Origin of the sequence: Acinetobacter sp. RUH 2624, from assembly GCF_000162375.2 — a bacterium.
Classification (GTDB): domain Bacteria; phylum Pseudomonadota; class Gammaproteobacteria; order Pseudomonadales; family Moraxellaceae; genus Acinetobacter; species Acinetobacter nosocomialis.
This window is the reverse complement of sequence record NZ_KI391939.1, coordinates 1,652,583-1,677,071: the sequence shown is the minus strand read 5'-3', so window position 1 is coordinate 1,677,071 and position 24,489 is coordinate 1,652,583. Positions and strand designations below refer to the sequence as shown.

At 38.4% G+C, this 24,489-nt stretch carries 20 protein-coding genes and 1 pseudogene; 10 read left to right on the top strand and 11 right to left on the bottom strand.

Going from position 1 to position 24,489, the window contains the following annotated elements:
* Positions 1-3 precede the first annotated feature (3 nt).
* The 3 genes from cyoA to ppsA all read right to left on the bottom strand — a co-directional run bounded on the left by cyoA (position 4) and on the right by ppsA (position 4,579).
* Entirely contained in the window at positions 4-1,056 is a 1,053-nt protein-coding gene (cyoA, locus tag HMPREF0014_RS14575; RefSeq protein WP_002049341.1) for a ubiquinol oxidase subunit II, read from the bottom strand.
* A 315-nt stretch (positions 1,057-1,371) separates the two neighbouring features.
* Positions 1,372-2,127 (bottom strand): RDD family protein, encoded by a 756-nt coding sequence (locus HMPREF0014_RS14570; protein WP_002049111.1) that lies wholly within the window; start codon positions 2,125-2,127, stop codon positions 1,372-1,374.
* Positions 2,128-2,191: 64 nt separating this feature from the next.
* Positions 2,192-4,579 carry a phosphoenolpyruvate synthase gene (gene ppsA / locus HMPREF0014_RS14565; RefSeq protein WP_170318176.1) on the bottom strand — a complete coding sequence of 796 codons (2,388 nt, stop codon included), beginning with the start codon at positions 4,577-4,579 and terminating at the stop codon, positions 2,192-2,194.
* A 147-nt stretch (positions 4,580-4,726) separates the two neighbouring features.
* Between ppsA and HMPREF0014_RS14560 the strand changes: the two genes are divergently transcribed.
* The 5 genes from HMPREF0014_RS14560 to pgaD all read left to right on the top strand — a co-directional run bounded on the left by HMPREF0014_RS14560 (position 4,727) and on the right by pgaD (position 11,926).
* Entirely contained in the window at positions 4,727-5,563 is an 837-nt protein-coding gene (locus HMPREF0014_RS14560) for a pyruvate, water dikinase regulatory protein (RefSeq protein ID WP_000004354.1), read from the top strand.
* Between the two features lie 387 nt (positions 5,564-5,950).
* The gene (gene pgaA, locus HMPREF0014_RS14555; RefSeq protein ID WP_004886452.1) at positions 5,951-8,389 is read left to right on the top strand and encodes a poly-beta-1,6 N-acetyl-D-glucosamine export porin PgaA; all 2,439 of its coding nucleotides are present in this window, start codon (positions 5,951-5,953) and stop codon (positions 8,387-8,389) included.
* Positions 8,389-10,218: a poly-beta-1,6-N-acetyl-D-glucosamine N-deacetylase PgaB gene (pgaB, locus tag HMPREF0014_RS14550; RefSeq protein ID WP_004886456.1), complete on the top strand. Its 1,830-nt coding sequence runs from the start codon at positions 8,389-8,391 to the stop codon at positions 10,216-10,218. Before pgaA ends, pgaB begins: the two co-directional genes overlap by 1 nt.
* Positions 10,218-11,465, top strand: coding sequence for a poly-beta-1,6-N-acetyl-D-glucosamine synthase (gene pgaC / locus HMPREF0014_RS14545; protein ID WP_002049144.1), 1,248 nt, complete (start codon positions 10,218-10,220; stop codon positions 11,463-11,465). The genes pgaB and pgaC overlap by 1 nt, the downstream gene beginning before the upstream one ends.
* Positions 11,462-11,926: a poly-beta-1,6-N-acetyl-D-glucosamine biosynthesis protein PgaD gene (pgaD, locus tag HMPREF0014_RS14540; protein ID WP_004708055.1), complete on the top strand. Its 465-nt coding sequence runs from the start codon at positions 11,462-11,464 to the stop codon at positions 11,924-11,926. Before pgaC ends, pgaD begins: the two co-directional genes overlap by 4 nt.
* A 41-nt stretch (positions 11,927-11,967) precedes the next feature.
* On the opposite strand, the gene HMPREF0014_RS14535 is transcribed toward pgaD, so the two are convergent.
* From HMPREF0014_RS14535 to HMPREF0014_RS14515, 5 genes are all read right to left on the bottom strand, one after another.
* The gene (locus tag HMPREF0014_RS14535; RefSeq protein ID WP_004886460.1) at positions 11,968-12,531 is read right to left on the bottom strand and encodes a hypothetical protein; all 564 of its coding nucleotides are present in this window, start codon (positions 12,529-12,531) and stop codon (positions 11,968-11,970) included.
* A 149-nt stretch (positions 12,532-12,680) separates the two neighbouring features.
* Positions 12,681-13,685, bottom strand: a complete 1,005-nt coding sequence (locus HMPREF0014_RS14530; RefSeq protein WP_004886464.1) for an LLM class flavin-dependent oxidoreductase — start codon at positions 13,683-13,685, stop codon at positions 12,681-12,683.
* Positions 13,686-13,819: 134 nt separating this feature from the next.
* Complete coding sequence (locus HMPREF0014_RS14525; RefSeq protein WP_004708061.1) at positions 13,820-14,317, bottom strand: hypothetical protein; 498 nt, start codon at positions 14,315-14,317, stop codon at positions 13,820-13,822.
* Between the two features lie 235 nt (positions 14,318-14,552).
* The gene (locus HMPREF0014_RS14520; protein WP_004708063.1) at positions 14,553-14,972 is read right to left on the bottom strand and encodes a hypothetical protein; all 420 of its coding nucleotides are present in this window, start codon (positions 14,970-14,972) and stop codon (positions 14,553-14,555) included.
* A gap of 187 nt (positions 14,973-15,159) precedes the next feature.
* A complete protein-coding gene (locus HMPREF0014_RS14515; protein WP_004886468.1) occupies positions 15,160-16,077 on the bottom strand; it encodes a LysR family transcriptional regulator in 918 nt (305 codons plus the stop codon).
* 119 nt (positions 16,078-16,196) lie between these two features.
* Here HMPREF0014_RS14515 and HMPREF0014_RS14510 point away from each other — a divergent pair, with 119 nt between their 5' ends.
* From HMPREF0014_RS14510 to prmC, 3 genes are all read left to right on the top strand, one after another.
* Entirely contained in the window at positions 16,197-17,036 is an 840-nt protein-coding gene (locus tag HMPREF0014_RS14510) for a type 1 glutamine amidotransferase domain-containing protein (protein WP_004886471.1), read from the top strand.
* A gap of 285 nt (positions 17,037-17,321) precedes the next feature.
* On the top strand, positions 17,322-18,410 hold the full coding sequence (gene prfA / locus HMPREF0014_RS14505; protein WP_002049300.1) for a peptide chain release factor 1: 1,089 nt from the start codon (positions 17,322-17,324) through the stop codon (positions 18,408-18,410).
* Complete coding sequence (gene prmC / locus HMPREF0014_RS14500) at positions 18,410-19,225, top strand: peptide chain release factor N(5)-glutamine methyltransferase (protein WP_004886473.1); 816 nt, start codon at positions 18,410-18,412, stop codon at positions 19,223-19,225. The genes prfA and prmC overlap by 1 nt, the downstream gene beginning before the upstream one ends.
* 2 nt (positions 19,226-19,227) lie before the next feature.
* Here prmC and HMPREF0014_RS14495 read toward each other — a convergent pair.
* The 3 genes and pseudogenes from HMPREF0014_RS14495 to HMPREF0014_RS14485 all read right to left on the bottom strand — a co-directional run bounded on the left by HMPREF0014_RS14495 (position 19,228) and on the right by HMPREF0014_RS14485 (position 22,314).
* Positions 19,228-20,068: pseudogene (locus HMPREF0014_RS14495) on the bottom strand (ABC transporter permease).
* Positions 20,069-20,071: 3 nt separating this feature from the next.
* Positions 20,072-21,046, bottom strand: coding sequence for an aliphatic sulfonate ABC transporter substrate-binding protein (locus HMPREF0014_RS14490; RefSeq protein ID WP_004886479.1), 975 nt, complete (start codon positions 21,044-21,046; stop codon positions 20,072-20,074).
* Positions 21,047-21,288: 242 nt separating this feature from the next.
* Positions 21,289-22,314, bottom strand: coding sequence for an AraC family transcriptional regulator (locus HMPREF0014_RS14485; RefSeq protein ID WP_002049325.1), 1,026 nt, complete (start codon positions 22,312-22,314; stop codon positions 21,289-21,291).
* A 166-nt stretch (positions 22,315-22,480) separates the two neighbouring features.
* Here HMPREF0014_RS14485 and HMPREF0014_RS14480 point away from each other — a divergent pair, with 166 nt between their 5' ends.
* Complete coding sequence (locus HMPREF0014_RS14480; protein WP_004886482.1) at positions 22,481-23,251, top strand: 3-hydroxyacyl-CoA dehydrogenase; 771 nt, start codon at positions 22,481-22,483, stop codon at positions 23,249-23,251.
* An 18-nt stretch (positions 23,252-23,269) separates the two neighbouring features.
* Positions 23,270-24,406: an acyl-CoA dehydrogenase family protein gene (locus HMPREF0014_RS14475; protein WP_004886485.1), complete on the top strand. Its 1,137-nt coding sequence runs from the start codon at positions 23,270-23,272 to the stop codon at positions 24,404-24,406.
* Positions 24,407-24,489: the final 83 nt, after the last annotated feature.

Sequence of the window (24,489 nt, the reverse complement as noted above, 5' to 3'; positions counted from 1 at the left end):
GTCTTATTCCCCTTGAGCAGCGTGTTCAGCTGCAGCATGAGTTTCTGCTGTTGCATGCCCAGCAGAGTGGTCAGCACCATGATAGTTACTCATATAATGGTTGATAACTGTTTCAAACAGTTTTGGTTCAACTGAAGAGTAATAAGTCACAGGGTGTGGCTTAGTCGGGAACGGTTTCATCGCTTCTGCTTTAGCAAGCGCTTCTTGATCACCAGCAGCTTTAGCACGATTGACTAAATGCTCGATTTGGTGCTTAGAACGATCGCCATCACGTAAGGTTGCCAATTCAGCTTGGTCAAGCGTAGCTTTTTGCACTGCTTCTGGATTAATAGTTGAACCATTACCAGCTTTAACTGCTGCTACCCATTCGTTGAATTGTTGCTCTGTAACGCTATGCGCTTTGAAACGCATTTGAGAGAAACCATAGCCTGAGTAGTTAGAAGAGAAACCACGATATACACCAGTTTCATTTGCTAACAAATGAAGGTGAGTTTGCATACCTGCCATCGCGTAAATCTGGCCACCTAACTGTGGAATGAAGAATGAGTTCATTGTGAAGTTAGACGTGATTTTGAAACTTAACGGAGTTTTTTCTGGGAAACGTACTTCGTTAACAGTCGCAATGTTTTGTTCAGGATAAATAAAAATCCACTTGAACTGTTCAGCAATAACCTGAATAGTTAAAGGTGCTTTATCTGATTCTAAAGGACGGTATGGGTCATACTTGTGGGAACCCCACCAAGTTAACCAAGCTAAAATACCAATAATAATGACAGGGATACCCCATACTACAACTTCAATTGCAGTTGAGTGTGCCCATGTAGGTTTATAGTCTGCATCTTTATTTGACGCACGATATTTCCAACCAAACCATAATGCCATGATGATTGAAGGAATCACCACGAGTAACATTAAATAGATCGCAGTCATCATAAGGTCACTTTGACCTTGACCAACTGGACCTTTAGAGTTTAGAAGTACCATATCACCACCACACCCAGTCAAAAGTGCGGCAAGCGTTGATAAAGACAATACAGCTAAAATCGTTTGTCTCATTTTACAACCTCGGTGAAGAGTCCCATTCCCTAATTAAATATGGGATAGCGATTAAAGTGTCGCATGATTGAGAACGCTAGTCTTAAAATTTAGACTTCTCAATGATGCGACACCGCTACGTTGTAGGGCATTATGCCTCATATCGACAAACTAAGCTACATGTAAAGCAGCTTGAAATAATTGTTTTAAAACCCGATTTTTTTTGTAGGGTATCGAATTATGATGGAGCTTTTATTTAAATATCAACTCTCTATAGAAAAAAGGAGGCGGGGCGCCTCCTTTTTTTTAGACATTAAATGAATCAGTCATTCACTGTCATTTGATCACTTTTGTTCTTGCAATTTTGTCATGTAAAGCCTGTCGCTTTTGTCCTAATGCAAAAGCATAGTCAATAATTGTACTAATTGGCATAAATAGTAAGTTTAATATAATGAAAACGATACTTCTGAGTAAGAAGATACGTGTTAGATTAACTTTACCATTAGTTTCAGCATCGACAATTTTAATTCCGACAATTTTTTTACCAATACTTTGCCCAAACTTGGTCAACAAAAATGCTTGAATAGCGAGCATTATTACTACATAAAGTAACATTGTATGCCACGCTTCCACTGGAATTAGTGTAAAAAGCTGCTGCTGAAGTTCAGCTGCTTTGGTTGATGCAACTTCAGCAGACTGCATCTGTTTTTGTAACTCAAAAAGTTGTTTATATTGAGCTTCGTTAAAGAAAAAAGACGGAATGGCTGCAATAGGTAACCAAAGTAATAAGTCAATAATTTTTGCAAGCGCACGAGATGAAATTGAAGCAAGCTCATGTGTCTTAGTCTCGACTCGAATTTGCTGGATAGTCTCGTTATAAGGCGTATTTGTATTTGCCGAAAAAGCAGAATAACCCGTAGGTTGATATACAAGTTTACCTTGGGTTAATTCTCCTAAAGCTTTCCATTCTGTCATGCCTTCATGCCAAGCTAAATCAGTAAGTAAAACTTGTTGGCTTGCCAACATCTGATTTAGTTGCTCTAAGGTATAAGGCCCAGCTTGTTGATTATTACGTGCCAAGTAAATTTGCATAAGTAAAAATTCTCTATTCTAAAGATGAAAAAAGACCCACGGATGGGTCTTTTTCTATAACAAATTAGATTTGCTTGATTTTTTCTTCAGCAAGGAAGAACCATGTATCTAAAACTGAGTCAGGGTTTAAAGACACTGATTCAATACCTTGTTCCATTAGCCATTTTGCAAGGTCAGGGTGGTCAGATGGTCCTTGACCGCAAATACCGACATATTTACCGGCTTTACGACAAGCATGAATTGCCATAGAAAGAAGAGCTTTTACAGCAGCATCGCGCTCATCGAATAAGTGAGAAACAATACCAGAGTCACGATCAAGACCAAGTGTTAATTGAGTTAAATCGTTAGAGCCGATAGAGAAACCATCGAAGTGTTCAAGGAATTGTTCAGCTAATAATGCGTTAGTTGGTAATTCACACATCATGATGACTTTTAATCCATTCTCGCCGCGCTTTAAGCCATTTTGAGCCAACAACTCAATCACGCGTTTTGCTTCAGATACTGTACGCACAAATGGAATCATGATTTGGATATTGGTTAAACCCATTTCATCACGAACTTTTTTAAGCGCGCGGCATTCAAGTTCGAAACAATCACGGAAGTTGTCCGAAACATAACGGCTTGCACCACGGAAACCAAGCATTGGGTTTTCTTCTTCTGGCTCGTATAACTTACCGCCAATAAGGTTTGCATATTCGTTTGACTTAAAGTCAGACATACGAACAATGACTGGTTTATCAGCAAAAGCAGCTGCAAGTGTTGCAATACCTTCAACTAGTTTTTCAACATAGAATTCTACAGGTGATGCATAGCCAGCTGTACGTGTCATTACAGCAGCACGAGTTTCACGAGGTAAGCTTTCAATGTTAAGGAGGGCTTTAGGATGGACCCCAATCATTCGGTTAATAATGAACTCTAAACGAGCAAGACCAATACCTTCATTTGGAATTTGAGCAAAGTCAAAGGCACGGTCAGGGTTACCTACGTTCATCATGATTTTGAATGAAAGTTTAGGCATAGATTCAATAGAGTTACGCTGAACTTCAAAATCTAATGCACCTTCATAGATGAAACCAGTGTCACCTTCAGCACAAGAAACAGTAACTTCTTGACCATCAGTTAATACTTCAGTTGCGTTACCACAACCTACAATTGCTGGTACACCAAGTTCACGAGCAATAATTGCAGCATGACACGTACGACCACCACGGTTAGTAATGATAGCCGCAGCACGTTTCATTACTGGTTCCCAATCTGGGTCAGTCATGTCTGATACAAGTACGTCACCGTCTTGTACTTTGTCCATTTCTTTAATTGAGTTAACAATACGGACTTTACCAGAACCGATACGCTGCCCAATTGAACGGCCTTCACAAAGTACAGTACCTTTTTGCTTGAGTAGGTAACGTTCCATTGTGCCAACATTTTGGCGGCTTTTTACGGTTTCAGGACGAGCTTGAACAATATAGATTTGACCATCGTCACCATCTTTTGCCCATTCAATATCCATCGGAGCGCCATAATGTTGCTCAATAATAAGCGCTTGTTTAGCTAACTCTTGTAATTCATGATCATTTAATGCGAACTGTTGACGTTCTTGTTTTTCAACGTCGACAACAACAACAGACTTACCTGCTGAGCCTTCTTCACCATAAATCATTTTCTGGTGCTTAGAGCCAAGATTACGGCGTAATACCGCATGTTTTCCAGCATTTAATAATGGTTTAGAAAGGTAGAATTCATCAGGGTTAACCGCACCTTGCACAACCATTTCACCTAAACCGTAAGATGCAGTAATGAATACGACATCACGGAAACCAGACTCGGTATCTAGGGTAAACATTACACCCGCAGCGCCAGTTTCAGAACGGACCATACGTTGAACACCCGCAGATAATGCGACAACATCATGATCGAAGCCTTGGTGTACACGATAAGAAATAGCACGGTCATTATATAAAGAAGCAAATACTTCTTTGATGGCGATAAGTACGTTATCAATACCGCGAATATTCAAGAAAGTTTCTTGTTGTCCCGCGAAAGATGCATCTGGTAAATCTTCAGCAGTTGCAGATGAACGAACGGCAACCGCGATATCAGGGTTGCCGTTAGAAAGTTCTGTAAAAGCGGCGCGAATTTCTTGTTCTAAGGTTGCAGTGAGTGGAGTCTCTACAATCCATTGACGAATTTTAGCGCCTGTTTCTGCAAGTGCATTTACGTCATCAACGTTAAGCTGTGCAAGTTCTGCTTGAATTCGAGCGTTAAGACCGCTTTGGTCTAAGAACTCACGATAGGCCTGTGCAGTTGTTGCAAAACCACCAGGTACCGATACACCAGCATTTGATAAATGGCTGATCATTTCACCCAAAGATGAGTTTTTCCCACCTACGAGTTCGACATCGTGTTTCCCTAATTTTTCTAGACCGATTACGCGCGCTTCCAAAGTTTTCACTCCACTTTTGCAGTATTAATGTCTATCTTGGCATGAAATTAAAAAAATAAAGTGCTTAGTTGAGAATTTTACTAAGCGACAGTCATGTAAGATCAGTTTACTATAAAGATTATATAGCACTAAGACAAATGTTTAAGGAGAATTTTAATGTCAGAAAGTAAACAATTTAAGCGGAGTGTTTTTTTTATTTCTGATGGAACTGCGATTACTGCCGAGACCCTTGGACATTCGTTATTAGCCCAATTTCCCAATGTAGATTTTGATATTCACATCATGCCTTATATTACAACTGAAGAGGCAGCAATGGCAGTTGTGGTTGAGATTAATAAATGTCAAACCAGAGATGGATGTTTACCATTGGTATTTGATACTTTAGTTGATCCGCATGTACGAGAAATTATTAATACGGCTAAAGCAGTTAATCTGGATGTGTTTGAAGGATTAATTAGTAAGCTAGAGCAGGAACTCGGTACACCACCAACGACACTGGTTGGGCAAACACATGCGGTAACTGACTCTGAATATTATAAAGCCCGTATTGATGCTGTTCACTTTGCACTTGATAACGATGATGGGGCACGCACCCGACACTATGACAAAGCTGATTTAATTTTAATTGGTGTGTCTCGTTCCGGAAAAACTCCGACTTCTATTTATCTATCTTTACAGTTCGGTATTCGTGTTGCTAACTATCCTTTAACCGAAGAAGATTTAGATGATAACCGTTTACCAGCAGTATTAAGAGAACACCGTAGTAAGCTCTTTGGTTTAATGATTGACGCAGAACGTTTAGTGGCGATTCGAAGTGAGCGTAAAGCGAATAGTCGATACGCAAGTTTTAGCCAGTGCCAAATGGAATTAAGAGCGATTGAAGGTATTTATATTTCAGAAGGTATTAAATATTTAAATGTAACTGAAATGTCGATTGAAGAAATTTCTACTCGTATTTTACAAATGACTGGTTTAAAGCGACGTATCGGTTAATTAAATCAAATATTTATTTAAACCATTCAATTTGAATAATATTAATATATTGGAATTGAATGGTTTTTATTTTTAATACATATTGAAAATAAAAGTTTTAAATATAAAACGCTAAGTTAATAAATAGTTTCTGATTAGTTATCAGCGTGTAAATTTTTTATAGGGAGTTTGTGAGATAAAATAAGCTTTTTGAAAAGAAATGTATATAAAATAATAATCTATATTTTAATAAATAGTTGTTTTTAATTATTTTTTAAATAAACAAATACTTTTTTTCTACACATTTTTCGTTTGTTAACTCTATCGCTTGTTATTTATTTATTGTGATGCATTTCACATTTTTAACTATAATTTCCCATCTCGATATGGGACTATCCGATTATCAAAATGCTAAAAAAATGTGTTTTTTCATTGGTATATCTCTTACCAATTCATTTATACGCAGCTCAAGTTGATGTACTGCGTGAGCAAGCTGTTCAAAATTATAGAGCAGGCCAAACTCAACAGGCTGTTTCTCAACTCGATCAATTGTTAAAACATTATCCGTATGATCAAAAATTGCTTGCTGATTATTTAATTGTTATGTCAAGTGAAAAAAAGGATCTGACGAATTTTTCCAATTTTTTAGAAAATATTAATTATGTGAATTTTCCTGAATATGCAAAGTTACCTTTAATTCGAAATTTTCGTGATTTTAAACATTTTCAAACAGCAATTGATTGGTCAAATAAACTTAATATTCAAAAATCAGTCGATGGGCGTATCTTACTATCGGTTTTATATGCTGAAGCTCAGGACTCAACGAATGCTAAAACTCAGTTATCAAATATCAACATTAAAGGTTTAAATACTGATCAGTTGGTACAGGTTGCATATGCTTACCGTTTAATAAATTTGCCCGTAGAGGCCTTAGCTACAATTGAACAAGCTTATCAGCAAAATTCTAAGTCTTCAGCTGTTTTGCAAGAGTATGTTTATGACTTGGCTGCTATTGGGGCATATAAAAAAGCCCAGCAATTACTTCAAGTAAACGAAAAAAATCAGCAAACTGAGCAGTTACAGCAAACTTTACAAGTCAGTGAGTTTTCTCAGCATGTCAATAATGCAATTGCCCGCTATAAATACTTAAATCGCCAAGGCTTATCAGATGCAGAAAGCTATGCTGAATTAGATGCTGTTTTAGAACAAGGGCAAAAAATACAACAGCAAATGTCACCAAACAACCCTAACTATTTAAGGTTTCACTACGATTATTTGTATGCGCTAGATTTTAGAGGGCGTTCAAAAGAGGTTATAGAGAATTTCACCCAGTTGAATATTCCACTCGAAAAATTACCGGCATATGTACGTCATGCAATTGCTGATAGTTATTTGGCGGAGCAGAAGCCAAAGCAAGCTGAACTTGCTTATAAGACACTTCTAAACGAAAAAAATTATCCGGATATGATCGTCTATACCGGATTGTATTATTCCTATATTGAACAGGAAAAATATAAGGAAGCTGAACAGCTTTTGGCAAAAGTTGATCACCTTATTCCGACTTATAAATATAGTCAGGCGAAAGGTGTAGATAAAACAAGCCATCCTGATCGTGATGATTATATTGCTTTAAAAGGGATGCATTTAGCCTACGCTAATCATCTGGATCAAGCTGAACAGCACTTTCAAAAAACAGTCGAGCAAGCACCTGCGAATGAGAGCCTGATTAATAATCTTGCGCGTGTAGAACGGTGGAGAGAAAAACCGCTAGAGGCAAAAAAAACAATTTCCCGGTTAAATGGTATAGATCCGATTGCTAAAGACACTCGCATTAATGAAATGCAGAATGCTCAAGCTTTAGGTGATATTCCGACATGGCGGAAAACCACTCAAAACTTAGAGCAATATTATCCTGATGATAGTGGTGTCATAAAAAGCCGCAAAGAGTTGGATGATCGTAATAGAGCCACAATTTCACACTCAACTACTTGGGGCCAAAGTAAGGCCGACAATAGTGATACTGTAAGTGGGCAGAATGGTTTAAAAGACCGTGAAATGGAAACACGTCTTAATAGCCCTTGGATTAAGGATAATTATCGTTTATTTGCTTGGTATCAAGATCGTTATGGCGAATATAATTTTGGTGACGTGCATAACCAGCGCTATGGTATCGGGGCCGAATGGCAAGCTAATCGTAAGGCATTGTCTGCGATCTTGTCGCAAAGTACAGATGGCGGACAAGCAGGTGTTCGTCTTGATTGGTCTCAGTGGTTAAACGATCACTGGCAGTATCAATTGCAATATAACAGCCAGGCTGACATCCCTCTACAGGCAATTGATGCGGGAGAAGATGGCCAGTCTTACCGAGCTGCTTTGACATGGCAAAAAGATGAATCACGTCAAATTGGCGCAAGTTACGGTCTGACTGATATCAGTGATGGTAATAAACAACAAGAATTTTCAACTTTTTGGCGTGAAAGACTATTTGCGGCGCCGCATCACATTACTTATGGCACTGTTCGTGGTTTTTACGGCAGTAATAGTCAAGATCAAACTACTTATTTTAGCCCAAGTTCGCATTACAGCGCGGAGTTGAACTTAAGCCATGACTGGGTGACTTGGCGTGAATATGAGCGTTCATTTAAACAGCATTTCGAGGCTGGAGTGGGGCTTTATAAACAAGCCGATTATTCCACTAAGCCAACCTATTCTTTGCAATATCAACATCAATGGCAACTATCACGTACATGGCAACTCAATTATGGAATTGGTTGGCAATACCATCCTTACGATGGACATGATGAACAGCATACCTATGGTATTTTCGGATTTGAAGGGCGTTTTTAATGAATAATTTATTTTCGAAAATGTTGAGCTGTGCTTTAGCTTCAACATTGTTACCTCTGCAATTTACATATGCCCAAATAGAAAAAGATTTACCAAAAAATCATACAGTTTCTTTAACTTTTCATGATGTCAGAGATGATGTTTTAAAAGAAGGCGATCGGGATATTTATGCAATTCAAACTAAAAATTTAGCGCAATTCTTTGACTGGTTGAGTCAATCTGACTGGAAGCCAATTCGCCTGAAAGATATTGAAGAGGCTCGTAAGCAAGGTAAAGAACTACCTCATAATGCTATTTTGTTAACCTTTGATGATGGTGCTTTAAGTAGCTACAGTCGTATATTTCCATTGCTCAAGCAATATCGGATTCCGGCAGTTTTTGCACTCCCAACCAGTTGGCTTAACGGTAATACAAAAGCTGGCTATGAAGCCTATGGACAAGGGAACTTAGTCAATTGGAAGCAAGTACGAGAAATGCAGGCTTCTGGCTTAGCTGAGTTTGCGAGTCATAGTGATGATTTGCATCATGGTGTGCTTGCTAACCCTCAAGGGAATGAACAACCCGCAGCAACTTCTTATATGTATTTAAAATCACAAGCGCGTTATGAAACGGATGTGGAATATCAGCAACGTATTTTAAAAGATTTAAAAAAATCTCATGATGTTTTAAAAAAGGAATTGGGTGTAGAGCCGAAAGCAATTGTATGGCCGTATGGTGCGGTCAATCAGCAGTTAGAAAAACTAGCTCAACAGGCAGGTTTCACTTTTTCTTTTAGTTTAGGACGTGATGGGGTAAATCAGATTAATGACGTTACCTTTAAACGTAGTCTTATGGTGGATAACTCTACAGCTGAACAGTTGTCTGAGACCTTACTCAATATCTTGAACTCGGCAGAGAAAGATTTATATAAACAGCCAAAACATTTTGTGAGTATGGATTTAAAACAATTAGCTGCTTCAACCAATATTCAGTCAGATGAAAAATTAGGGGCATTGTTATCCAAACTTTATAGCTTAAAAAACAATACGCTGATATTGAAGCCTTTAGATGATCAAGATGGAGATGGGCAATATGACGTTGCTTATTTCCCAACAACTCAAATGCCAGTTAAACAAGATATCTTAAACCGTAGTCTATGGCAGGCACAGACTCGTGCAGGACAAGCGGTCATTTTAGAGTTACCTGTATATCCTCAAAAAAATAAACCGTTTTTGGTGGCAGATTTAGCTAAAGATATGGCACGTTTTAATAGCAATTTAAGTGGTATTCAACTTAATGCTGGAACTGCTTTAAATTGTGCTATGCAAAGTGCAACGATAAAAGAAAGTAACTGTGTTGAAGAAGTAAAGCAATTATCACAACTGAGTCAACTGACTCAAAAAGCTGCAAGGCCTTATTTGAATATGAGTAATCAGGCCCAGTTTAGTCTGCTGCTTACGCCTGACTTAGAGCATATCGATCAATTGCCAGCGCTTTTAAAATCACTATTAACCCAACATGATTTAGTGAATCTAAAATTTAATGTTGTGGGTAAGCAGAAACAATTTAAACATGTCTTAGAACTTTTAAATACACTTGATGCGAAATACAAGCAACGAATTATGCTGACATTAACATTGCCAGAAAATGACCAGAGAAATGCTTGGCAAGAAGTAAAACAAGGCCTTTTTGATATTCAGCGCATAGGTATTCAGAAATTTGGGGTTGAAGGTTATTCCTTTGAAAATTCAAAAAATGTTCATGAGTATTTATATAACCCAATGAGCTTGAATTCGAGTTCGGTCATGTATCAACCCTTCGCTAGTTTAGCAACTGAGGGGAAAAAGTAATGAGAGTATTACTCGATATTCTATTTGCTTTTGCCTTTTTATATCCTCTGCTTATGGCGTGGACATGGATGGTAGGTGGCCTCTGGTTTTTCTTTAAAAGAGAATACCATGAACAGCAGTTACCTGAGCCTTCAAATGAAGGGTGCAGCATTATTATTCCTTGTTTTAACGAAGAAGCTCAGGTAAGGCAAACTATTCGTTATGCCTTACAAACAAAATATCCAAATTTTGAAGTGATTGCTGTCAATGATGGTAGCAGTGATAGAACTGCAGAAATTCTTGATGAGTTGGCAGCTCAGGATACTCGATTAAGGGTCGTGCACTTAGCGGAAAACCAAGGTAAGGCAGTGGCTTTAAGATCGGGAGTTTTAGTAAGTAAATACGAATATTTAGTTTGTATTGATGGAGATGCTTTACTACATCCTCATGCTGTACTTTGGCTTATGCAGCCATTTCTAAAATTTCCTCGTATTGGAGCCGTCACTGGAAATCCTAGAATTCTCAACCGTTCAAGTATATTAGGAAAATTACAGGTTGGTGAGTTTTCTTCAATTATTGGATTGATTAAGCGGGCGCAGCGTACGTATGGTCGTATTTTTACAGTATCGGGTGTAATTGTTGCATTTAGAAAAACTGCTTTAGTCCGTGTTGGATTTTGGTCTGATGACAAAATTACTGAGGATATTGATATCTCTTGGAAGCTTCAGATGGACCATTGGGATATTCAATATATTCCTCAAGCACTTTGTTATATCTATATGCCTGAAACTTTTAAAGGCCTTTGGAAGCAGCGTTTACGCTGGGCACAAGGTGGGGTAGAAGTCTTATTGGAATATATTCCAAAAATGTTCAAAATCCGTTTACGCCGTATGTGGCCAGTTATGCTTGAAGCTTTAGTCAGTATTGTCTGGTCGTATGTGATGATATTTATTTTCTTGCTTTTCTTAATCGGACTTTTTATTGATTTACCTCAGCAGTGGCAGATTAATTCACTCATGCCCCAATGGTATGGCGTGATATTGGGTGGAACATGCCTCATCCAATTTTTAGTAAGTTTATGGATAGATCATCGTTATGACCGTGGACGTCTTTTTAGAAATTATTTTTGGGTAATTTGGTATCCATTATTTTTCTGGCTACTGACGTTATTTACTAGTGTAGTTGCAGTCCCTAAAACTATATTTAATACCAAAAAGCGTGCTCGTTGGGTAAGTCCTGACCGAGGCTTTCGAGGAGATAACTCATGAAAAATAAAGAAAATAATGACATAGAAGTTTTAGATATCCCAGAATATATTGATCAGCCTAAATATGTGAAAAATAAAACCGCAAACTATACTTTGCAAACAGTAGGCTGGTTTTGTTTAATGTGGCTGTTTTTCCCACTGGTTTCATTATTTTTATGGTTTTATGAAGGGCATCTCATCTATGACTATGTATGGGTAGATCATATTTCTGAAGTTAATACAGTCCTCCATTTACTTCTTTTAATATCCTTAAGTGCTTTGGTCTTGATTTTATGGGCGAGTTATAACTGGCTTAGATTTCATGGTGATGATCGCCGCAGCAAAGCTCCGAATAGTCCTGTTGAGTTATTGGCTTCACAATTTATGGTCAGTACCGAGTCATTATCAGAGTTACAAAAGTCTCAGCGCATCATCTTACATTATGATGATCAGGGGTATTTAACTCGATATGATTTGAAATGAGTAAAAAAAGCATGGTCTATCAACCATGCTTTTTTTTATTTTTAAGGTGTAGTTCTAATAATGATATCTACAGGGCGTTGAGTACCATCCATACTATAAATGGCTGTAGCGGTAACTTTTACAATTGGCCAAGTTTGTAGTTTGCAATTTGGTCTTTGTAGCGCAGCATAGTAGCTATCAGATTTAAAAAATGTTTTATTGGCTTTTGCCGTATTAGGTGTCAAAAGACGTTTGAGCCATGTTTCATTGACTTGAGTTTCAAGAAAACGTAGAGCTAAGATACTTTTTACACGATTGTTAAATAACCTCCTATTTTTAGCAATAAGCGGGTGGGTAATGAGACGGTGTATGCCGATTTGACTATGAGGCAAAATAAAATGCGGCGTAATTTGAAATACAGTTACAAATTTTGCTTGTTGGCAGATTTTTTCTAAGTGCGTTACCGTTTCCTGATCTGTTCCAATAATCGCTACATTTAAATTTGAAAAATCATTTTCTTTAATTGTATTTGATAAAAGAATTTGACCAGTAAAGGCGTCAAAATCCTGAACTGCATTTTGAAAAGTAGTTGATTTGGCAACATTATTTTTAAGTTCAATACTCATTTTCCAAAAGTCCTTTTGGTTTTCATTTATGATGATTTTTTATCGTTTTAATATAAATAACCAAGCAAGAGGGCTGGGTAAAGTATTTTCAGATAGGTGGTTATCTCATGCCTGCTATAGACTCAAGCATGAGATATTCAGAGTATGTTCTAGTTGGCTGATTTTAGTTGCATTAATCGAGTAAAGCTCTCTAAACGTTTATTAGTATCATAGACATCACAAGTAAAAATAAACTCATCGACTTCATAAGTAGCTAAAAGCTTTTCTAAGCCTGAGCGTACTGTTTCAGTTGAGCCGATTTGGGCCATCGTATAGAAATTTTCAACAGAAAGCTGTTCTGCTGTGTTCCATAGACCCTGCATCGATGTAACTGGCGGTTTAAGTTTTAAACTTTCACCACGGATTAATCCTAATACACGTTGATAGGCACTTGTTGCCAAGAACTGAGCTTCTTCATCCGTATTTGCAACCACAACAGGTACACCCATGGAAACATAAGGCTTGTCTAAATATTCAGAAGGTTCGAAATTTTCACGATAAAGCTCAATCGCTTGACCAAGCATGCGTGGTGCAAAATGCGATGCAAATGAATAGGGTAATCCTAGTTTCGCAGCCAATTGCGCACTAAATAAGCTTGAACCTAATAACCAGACAGGCACTTGAGTATTTTGTCCTGGAGTGGCAATAATTCTTTGGCCGGGTTGAGGTGCTTTAAAATATTGCAAAATCTCAACAACATCTCTAGGAAACTGATCTTCCGTTTCCTGATGCCCGCGACGTAAGGCACGCATAGTGACTTGATCTGTGCCTGGAGCACGACCTAAACCTAACTCAATACGATTTGGATATAAGGTTGCTAACGTACCGAATTGTTCTGCAACCACTAATGGTGCATGGTTTGGTAGCATGATACCACCTGAACCTAAACGAATGCGCTGGGTATGAGCCGCGATAAAACCAAGTAAAACAGCTGTTGCTGAACTCGCAATTCCATCCATATTATGATGTTCTGCAAGCCAAAAACGGTCATAACCTAATTTTTCTGCATGTTGGGCGAGCTCTAATGCATGACGTAATGAAAACTCGATTGTTTTATCATCACGTATGGGAGCAAGTTCCAAAATTGAAAATTTGGTGTCTTGAAGTGATCGCATGCGATATTCTCAAAAAACGTTATATCGAAATAATACGATATAAATGGGGTGATGTATATCGGTTTTTTTCGATATAAATTTCACTCCCAAATTAAAAAGCACCGCTAGGGTGCTTTTTAATATCTGTGTACCAATTAGTGGTGTTTATACCAACCACGGTGTAAGCCATTATCATGACGATAATAAGCGCGATCATTGTAATAGCGGCGGTCATCACGATCATAACGACGATCGTATCGACGGTCATAACGTTCATCATAGTTACGATCTTGGCCAACTTTACGACCTAAAGCAGAACCACCAGCTGCACCCACTGCTGCACCGATGTATCCACCATTTGTACCACCCATGTTTTTACCAACGGTATAACCAGCGCCGCCACCTAAAGCACCACCAATTGCCGCTTCTGTACGGTTACGACGGTCACTTGCAGCTGCCGCACCACCAGCACCACCTAAAGCAGCACCAATTGTTGCGCCAGATGTACCACCGATACTTTTACCGATTGCAGTACCTACTACACTACCTAGAGCAGAAGTTGCCGCTACACGGGTACCATTATCTGCATGTGCAACTGACACCATAGAGGTTGTTGCGATTAATGCACTTGCTAACCAAATATTCATTTTCATTTTGGAACTCCATGCTCATTTTGCTAAAGAGCAATCTTTATATCTTGAGCTAAATGTAATTAAAAATTTCGTGAAAATTATGGAGAAGGCTCATGCTGATACGATAGTTTTGTGTCTGCTTTGTATTGTTTCTATTAAGATGTGAATAAATCATGAGCACGACATATGTATTTGACAGAAGGGTAATCATAAAAAAACACCCGAAGGTGTTTTTAAATTAATTACATCACTAAAATTAGTGGTGATGACGGTGTTTTTTCTTCCAGTGTTTAGAAGATCGATCATAATCACGGTCTTTAGCAATTTTATTACCTAAAGCACCACCACCCGCAGCACCTAACGCAGCACCGATATAACCGCCATTTGTACCACCCATGCTTTTACCAACAGTATAGCCAGCACCACCGCCTAAACCACCGCCAATTGCAGATTCTGTACGGTGACGACGATCACTTGCAACTGCTGCACCACCAGCACCACCTAAAGCAGCACCAATTGTTGCACCAGATGTACCACCCATGCTTTTACCAATAGCAGTACCAGCAACACTACCTAAAGCAGAAGCAGCTGCTACATGAGTTGTATTGTCTGCATGTGCTACAGTCATCATAGAAGTAGCCAAAACAGCACTACATAATAAAGCATTTAATTTCATCATTTACTCCATGTCCCAAGTTACAGGACCTTATATCTTTCGTTACAGCAAATGTAACAAAACACTTCTCTTCAAATGTGGAGAACCATCATCCTATTATTAGAGTTTAGTGTCTTCTTTGTATGTTTTCTATTAAAATAGAATATCTAATATCCACATAGAAAAAAGTGATTCTCATTTCATATTCTTAAGTATATTTACAATGAGTTGAACATAAAAAATCAATAAAAGCTCTTGTGGCAGAAGACATATGTTTATGTTGCGCATACAGTAAAGAAAAGGGACGGGTATGACCTGCGTATGTTTCAAGTAGAGGTTGTAATTTTCCTTGTTGAATTTTTTCATTAACGATAAATTCGTAACTCTGGCATATTCCTAAACCATTTTCAGCAAGAGATACTACTCCTAGAATATCTTCTTTTACTAAAATTCGATTTGTCGGTATCCACTGAATTTCTTGATCTATATCTATATCTTTAAAGAACCACGGAGTGACCTTACCATTACTCGGTAACTCAAAGGCAATGCATTGATGATGATTTAATTCATCCAAATTTTTGGGAATACCCATGCGCTTCAAATAAGCAGGTGAGGCAACAAGTTTTAAAGGTGCGTGCTCTAAAGGTCTGGCAATAAGGGTGCTGTTAGGTAGTTGTCCTTGACGAATAGCTAAATCAAAACCTTCAGCAATTAAATCAACGTTACGATTAGAAATACTGACTTCAATCTGAATATCAGGATATTGCAGAAGAAATTTTTCTAATAAAGGGGGTAAACGATAATGCCCATAAGTGGTAGGAACACTTATTTTAATTTTTCCAGAAATTTGTAGTTGTTCACCTTGAACCAAGCGTTCTGCATGGTCAATTAACTGAAAAGCATGTTGCATTTTTTCATAGTAAAGCTGACCAGCTTCAGTCAGACTTAAATGGCGTGTGGTTCTTCTAAAAAGCTGTATACCGAGTTTTTTCTCGAGTCTTGTAATTGTTCTACTAACCACCGAAGGTGTGGTAGATAAATCAATTGCAGCAGTACTAATTGAAAGCTTCTCAGCCACAATTAAAAAGATTTCGACATCGGCAAGATGATCAAATTGTCGAGACATTTTGTCCTCAAACGCAAAAAAGATTTGCAAACTTAGTTGTTTTTCTACCTTTGGGGTAAAAATAGAATATATACATCCTAGTTATAAATCCAGCAAATGCTTGGAATGAAGGTTAAATAATGAAGATGTTGAATCAAATAATGTTTGCAGTGATTACAGCTTCGGCAGCATTAAGTGTAAATGCAGCTCATGTACTTGTTGTATTGTCAGATGAAGATCAGCTAGAGCTAAAAAATAATCATGTTTTTAAAACGGGATTTTATCTTAACGAATTGATGCAGCCTACAAAAATGCTTTTAGATGCGGGGCACACCGTAACGTTTGCCACCCCAAAAGGGAAAGCTCCAACGTTAGATGAATCTTCAAATAGTGCAATGTACTTTAACCAAGATGAAAAAGTATTAAAACAATATGCTGGTTTATTACATGATCTAAAGTTAACTTCACCTAAAGACTCTCCAGTTGTAAGTCTGGCGCGTATTGAGCAAATTGGTATAGATCAATTTGATGCCATATATATTCCGGGTGGGCATGCGCCTATGCAAGACCTGTTAAAAGATAAACAGCTTGGTAAAGTTCTTAACGCTTTTCATAATGCAGGAAAGCCTACAGCCTTGGTTTGTCATGGGCCTATAGCTCTGATGTCAACTTTACCTCATGCTGCGGAAGCTGTTAAGCAACTTGAACAAATTAGAACAGTCAAAACTGGCGAATGGATTTATAAAAACTACCGGATGACGGTAATTAGCAATCAAGAAGAAGAGCAAGCGAAGGGCTTATTAAAAGGCGGTGAAATGAAGTTCTATCCACAAACTGCTTTAGAGTCACTTGGAGCAAAATATCAAAGCAATACGAAAGCTTGGTCGCCAAATGTAGTGGTGGATCGTGAGCTTATTACTGGACAAAATCCAGCTTCGGCTGTTCTTGTCGGTAAAACTTTATTAGAAAAATTAAAATAACTATAAACGATAAAGAGGCTTTATAAATAAAGTCTCTTTTATTATATGGATTTAAAAAAGCGAGTTATTTGTTTTCAATAAAAGAAAATCTTAGATTGATGAATAAATCTCCTCTGGAATCATTAGATTTATTCATCCTTATGGCTTTGGAAAGTTAACGATTTAAAGGATTACATATGTCATTTAATCGGCATAAACTGTAAACTATGCGCTATTTTTATGATTTGGCTTATCTTCTTATATTTATCTAGATAAGTTTTTTGGACTTTTGAGATATTTCCTCTTATGAAAGCGTCACTCCGTTTACGTCTTGATCAACTCTGTGATCGTCATGAAGAACTTACCGCATTGCTTGCAGATGCAGAAGTGATTTCCGATAACAAACGTTTCCGTAAACTGTCTCGTGAACATAGTGATTTAACTGAAATTACCGAAGTTTGGGGCAAATACCGTCAAGCAGAAGAAGATATTGAAACTGCTGAAATGATGAAGTCGGACCCCGACTTTAAAGATATGGCAGAAGAAGAAATTCAAGCAAATAAAGCATTGCTTGAAGAATTAGAAAGCCAGCTCAATATTTTGATGATTCCAAAAGATCCAAATGACTCTAATGCTGCATATTTAGAAATTCGTGCAGGGACGGGCGGTGATGAAGCTGCAATTTTCTCAGGCGATTTGTTCCGCATGTACAGCAAGTATGCCGAGACACAAGGTTGGCGTATTGAAGTCCTTTCTGAAAATGAAGGCGAGCATGGCGGCTTTAAGGAAGTCATTTGCCGTGTAGATGGTGATGGCGTATATGGACGTTTGAAGTTTGAAAGTGGCGCGCATCGTGTACAACGTGTGCCAGCAACTGAATCACAAGGTCGTGTGCATACATCGGCTTGTACAGTGGCAATTCTGCCCGAAATTGACGTTGATACTAACGTTGAAATTAATCCGGCAGATTTACGTATTGATACTTACCGTGCGTCAGGTGCGGGTGGTCAGCACATTAACAAAACCGATTCGGCAGTACGTATTACTCACATTCCAACGGGTACAGTCGTTGAGTGTCAAGAAGAACGTTCACAGCATAAGAACAAAGCTAAAGCGATGGCATTGTTAGTATCACGTTTAGAAAATGCTAAACGTGCAGCGGCTGATGCAGCGACTTCTGAAATGCGCCGTGATTTGGTCGGTTCTGGTGACCGTTCTGAACGTATCCGTACTTATAACTACCCACAAGGGCGTATGACGGATCACCGTATTAACCTAACTTTATATAAGTTAGATGCCATTATGGAAGGTGATTTAACTGAATTGCTCGATAGCTTACATCGTGAATATCAGGCAGATCAGCTTGCGATGCTTGCACAGGAAAATGGCGGCTAATGAATATTGCTCAAGCGCTTGCAATTCGTGGTGAGCCTGACAGTTATGAACGACAAGAAAATGCTTGGTTGCTTGAGCATTTTCTAAAAATCAATTCACTCGAATTAAAGTTCAGACTTGAGCAAGAGTTAACGGCTCAGCAAGAGCAAGACTACTTGGCTGGTCTTGAGCGTATTCAAAATGGTGAACCTTTAGCCTATGTGACAGGTTCACAGCCATTTTGGACGCTTGATTTAAAAGTAACGTCAGATACTTTAGTACCACGACCTGATACTGAGGTTTTAGTTGAAACTGTTTTAAATCTAAATTTGCCAAACAAAGCAAACATTGTTGATTTGGGAACGGGAACAGGTGCAATTGCACTTGCGTTAGCGAGTGAACGTCCAGACTGGTTCGTCACAGCAACTGATATTTACGCACCTACTTTAAACATTGCAAAAGAAAATGCACAAACACACGGCTTATATCATGTGAAATTTGCTTGTGGTGCTTGGTTTGAAGCATTAGAGCCACAACAATTTGATTTAATTGTTTCTAATCCGCCCTACATTGACCCAGAAGACGAACACATGCAAGCTTTGGCAACAGAACCACGCCGTGCATTGGTTGCAGACCATCAGGGATTGGCTGATATTGAAATTATTATTGCTCAAGGGAAAAACTGGTTAAAACCTCAAGGGTGGATTGTACTTGAACATGGTTATGATCAGGGGCAAGCTGTTCGAGGCATTTTCACAGAGCATGGTTTTAGTGAGATAAAAACCATTCAAGATTATGGCCAAAATGATCGAGTCACTTTGGCACGCTGGATTTAAAGTTATTTTTGTAGCGTATCACGCCAACGTAATAACCAGTTTTCTATAAGTTTCATTAAGCTATCGGTTATTTTACCCAATAGTGCCAATAAAATAATTGCAATGATAACGATATCAGGCCGAGACGTTTCTCGGCCATCACTGAGTAAATAACCAATCCCTTGAGTGGCTGCAATCAGTTCAGCTGCAATCATAAACATCCACGATAAGTTTAAGCTGTTACGTAAACCCGTTAAAATGCCCGGAGATGCTGCTGGTAAAATAATAGATAAAACACGTTGAAAAGCATTGAGCCGATAAACTTTTCCAACTTCAATGAGCTTTTTATCTACATTATGAATTGCTGCAACGGTATTGGTATAGGTTGGAAAAAATGCTCCAATTGCAATAAGCGTAATTTTCGAACCTTCGTCAATTCCTAACCAAAGCAATAACAATGGAATCCAAGCAAGACTTGGGATCGATTTAATTGCTGAAAAAGTTGGTTCTAAATATGCTTCTGCCTCTTTACTTAATCCAACCCAAATCGCAAAAATTAAACCTAAACCACTTCCTATAATAAAGCCGAATAGAACACGCCATGTACTAATATAAATATGGGCAAATAGGTCGCTATGAGCTAAATCTAAAAAAGATTGCCATAAACTCGAAGGTGCAGGGAGCAGATAAGTATTGATATAGCCATTTCTGACTAAAAACTCACAACCCACTAAAAAAAATGAGTGGAATGAGTAGCGCTTTAAACCACCGTGTAAATTTGTTGTTTAGATGCTTTTTCTGAGATTTTAAAGCCTGCTGAGCTATTAAATGATTTAGCTCAGCTTTGTTACGTGAATCACTCATATACTATTTCACGACTTTTTGAGCAAAACGTGGATCTAATAACTGATCAACCACTTGATTGACATTGGTGCTTTTTCTGACCAAGTCTTCTTCAGTCAAAATTTTCCCAGAACGTTTTAGTGCTTGTGCTTGAGTTGCTGATGGGATGCTTTGATCAAAGTTGGTCCGGCTCAGTTGTAGTTTAGCCACAGGTAGAGGGAGTTTGGATTCTTGTGCTAAAAGTGCTGCTACTTTATCTGGATTGGCTTTTGCCCATTTTCTAGCTTGTTCGTAGGCTTTAATCACAGCTTCTACCGCTTCAGGACTTTGCTTTGCAAAGTCTTCTTTAACGCTCAATACACTATAACTATTAAAAGCTACATTACGATAAAGTAATTTCGCGCCCGATTGAATTTGAGCTGAAGCCATTAATGGATCAAGTCCAGCCCAAGCATCTACTTGACCACGCTCTAATGCAGTTTTACCGTCTGGGTGTTGTAAATGAACCAATTGTACATCGCGTTTACTTAAGCCTACGGTTTCTAATGCTTGTAGTGTAAATAAGAAAGGATCTGTTCCTTTAGTAGCTGCAATTTTCTTACCTTTTAAATCTTTTAGGCTTTTAATTGGTGAGTTTTTTGCGATAACAAGGGCGGTCCATTCCGGTTGGCTTTGTACATAAACAGTTTTAATTGGACTACCATTCGCTCGGCTTAATACCGCAGCCAATCCAGCAGTAGAAGCAAAATCGATACTATTACTGTTGAGATATTCTAATGAACGATTACTACCTTGACTAAAAACCCATTTAATTTGGGTATTGGGTAGTGCTTTTTCGAGAAGTTTTTGATCTTTTACCACCAAACTGGTCGGTGCGTAGTAAGCGTAATCAAGTTTAAGTGTAGTCGGAATTGCTGCAAAAGTAGATGAAGCAAATACGAACCCCAATGTTGATGCTAATAAAGTCTTTGGTAGAGAAAATTTTGATTTTAAAGACATGATAAAAATAGAACCGAAATAAAATAATGGATCATCCTTTCACGTGTTGAGTGGTCTATAAACTTAGTTCTTTTGATTTGTAAATCAGTTTGAAAGATAAAAGTTTGAATAAAATTATAAATCTCTGTTTTTATGAATATTATTAAGCTTTGAATGATGCATTTATCTAAAATATTGAATTTAAAATACATAAATATCATAAGTTTAAGTCTAGAACTCAAGCTTCGTTAAGTCCATTTTTATTACTTGTGTGTGGTTAAATTATCTCGATAAGCACCGGGGCTAACACCTGTCCATTTTTTAAAAGCACGGTGAAAAGCACTTGGGTCGTGGAAATTTAGGTCTTCACTAATGTCTTGTATTGAATCATTACTTTTGCTTAAGCGTTCAATCGCAATATCACAACGAATTTCATTTTTAATTTGTTGATAACTCACCCCTTCATGTTTGAGGCGACGTTGAACAGTAGCTTCAGAAATATTGAGTTGCTGTGCCACATCTTTGAGTTCGGGCCATTGAGCAGGGTGAAGCTTTAATAAATGACGACGAATAAGAACGCTCAAGGCATTTTCATTTTTAAAGCGAACTAAAAGATTTTGCGGAGTTTGTTCTAAAAAATCATAAAGCGCTTTTTTATCTTTTTTAATTTTAATATCTAAATAGTGGGCATCAAATTCAATCTGATTTGTCTCGGCATTAAATTGTATATCTTCACAAAAGCGTACCAAATAATCTTGAATATCGTTCGGTTTTGGACAACGTACCGTAATACGGTTTAAGCCAATTCGTTGATCTACCAGCCAACACATAAGCCCATGTACTAACATTAAAAAGGTTGCGTAAGTAAACATACGTTTAGGTTGTTCACGATCACGAATGACCAAATAAGCTTTTTCTTGTTCTCGAATTAACTCTCCACGAATATCATCAAGCACAAAATTAAAAAAATTCAAAATATCGTAGAGAGCCTTTTCTAAAGTTTCAGCCGTACTGACGAGTTTTGTAAGTAATTTATAGCTGCCACGGCGCATAGGGTGGCTATCCATACCAAAAAACTCGTCGTTCATGGCATTGGCAAGTTCTATCCATAATTGTGCATACGTTGCTACTGGAACACGCGCTTTGGATGTCATGAGTAATTCAGTAGGAATACCAGCTTTATTCAAAATAATTTGAGTATTTAGCCCTTTGGCATAAGCCGCACTTAATGCTTCATGTACCAGTGCAATCGAAATTGTTCCTTTACTTAAAGAAGATTGGACAACCATGTCAAAGACTCATTTTTTTACGTATTTCAAGTGAAATATTTCATATTCAAAATTTGGATTGATCAAAAGCTGCAAGCATTTTGAGGTTTTTTGAAATTGTATCGGAAAAAAACAACTTTTACTCTCACTACTAAGGTTAAAGAACATTTCTATAGGACGTTACATAATGAAAATTCAAGGAAAACATTTTGTGATTACAGGTGGCGGCTCTGGTTTAGGCGCTGCAACTGCTGAGTATTTGGTAAAGCAAGGTGCCTCAGTCACGTTGGTTGACATGAATGTAGAAGCAGGTGAGCAGCAGGCGAAACAATTAGGACCAGAAGCTGACTTTGTAAAACTTGATGTAACCGATGAAGTTGCTGCTGAACAGTTCTTTAAAGATGTATTGGTTAAACATGGTCATTTGCATGGTTTGGTGAACTGTGCAGGTATTGGCCCTTCTGCAAAAGTAGTTGGCCGTGAGGGTGTTCATGACTTGGGATTATTTGCAAAGACTTTAAATATTAATGTCACAGGTACATTTAACATGCTGCGTTTTGCAGCAGATGCAATGAGTAAAAACATGGTTGGAGAAGGTGAAGAGGACCGTGGTGTCATTGTTAACACTGCTTCTGTTGCGGCATTTGATGGTCAAATTGGACAAGCAGCTTATTCTGCATCAAAAGGCGCTATTGTGGCGATGACTTTGCCGATTGCTCGCGAGCTTGCGCGACATGCCATTCGTATTATGACCATTGCACCGGGAATTATGGAAACTCCAATGCTTAAGGGTATGCCACAAAATGTACAAGATGCTTTGGGGCAAATGGTTCCGTATCCATCTCGTTTAGGAAAACCAGAAGAGTTTGCTCGTTTGGTTGCCCATATTGCCGAAAACTCATATTTAAATGGTGAAGTCATTCGTTTAGATGGTGCAATTCGTATGGCAGCAAAATAATAAAATAAGGATGTTGAAATGATTCTAAATGCTGAACAAAGCATGGTTCAGGAGATGATGCGTAACTATGCGCAAAATCAGTTAAAACCAACTGCTGCACATCGTGATAAGACCCATGAATTTCCGGCTCAGGAATTAAAAGACTTAGGTGCGCTAGGCGCAATGGGGATGACTGTGCCCGATGAATGGGGCGGTGCTGGAATGGATTATGTATCTTTGGTGCTTGCAATTGAAGAAATTGCTGCAGGCGATGGTGCCATTTCGACAATCGTAAGTGTTCAAAATTCATTGGTTTGCGGTATTACACTGGCATACGGTTCAGAGCAGCAAAAACAAACCTATTTGCCAAAATTTGCCTCTGGTGAATGGCTAGGATGCTTTTGTTTAACTGAACCACATGTCGGTTCCGATGCGAGCGCGATTTTATGTAAAGCTGAGCGAGATGGCGACTATTGGGTGCTCAATGGTGTAAAGCAATTTATTACCAGTGGTAAAAATGCTCAAGTGGCTTTGGTGTTTGCGGTTACAGATAAACAGGCTGGCAAAAAAGGCATTTCGTGTTTTCTTGTACCTACGAATACACAAGGTTACTTGGTCACTCGTATTGAAGACAAAATGGGTCAACATGCTTCGGACACCGCAACCATTACGCTTGAAGACTGCCGGATTCCTTTAGAAAATTTGGTGGGACAAGAAGGTGAAGGTTATAAAATTGCGCTATCTAATTTAGCGGCTGGTCGTATTGGTATTGCGGCTCAATCTGTTGGTATGGCAAGAGCTGCTTTTGATGCTGCTGTCCAATACGCAAATGAACGTAAGGCCTTCGGTGTAGAGCTGGTTCAGCATCAGGCGGTTGGTTTTCGTTTAGCCGATATGGCAACCCAAATTGAAGCGGCACATCAGCTAGTTTTACACGCGGCAACTTTAAAAGATGCGGGGCTACCTTGTTTAAAAGAAGCCTCAATGGCGAAACTCTTTGCATCAACTATGGCTGAGCGAGTATGTTCGGATGCAATCCAGATCCATGGCGGTTATGGCTACGTCAGTGATTTCCCTGTGGAGAGAATTTATCGTGATGTTCGTGTAAGCCAGATTTATGAAGGTGCTTCAGATATTCAACGTTTGGTGATTGCTCGTGAAGTGGCTCAAGTTTAGATCATAACGCATTGAGTTTTTAAACTTAAAACTGCAAGAAGCCGCACATGATGTGCGGCTTCTTGCAATTGAAATGATGCATT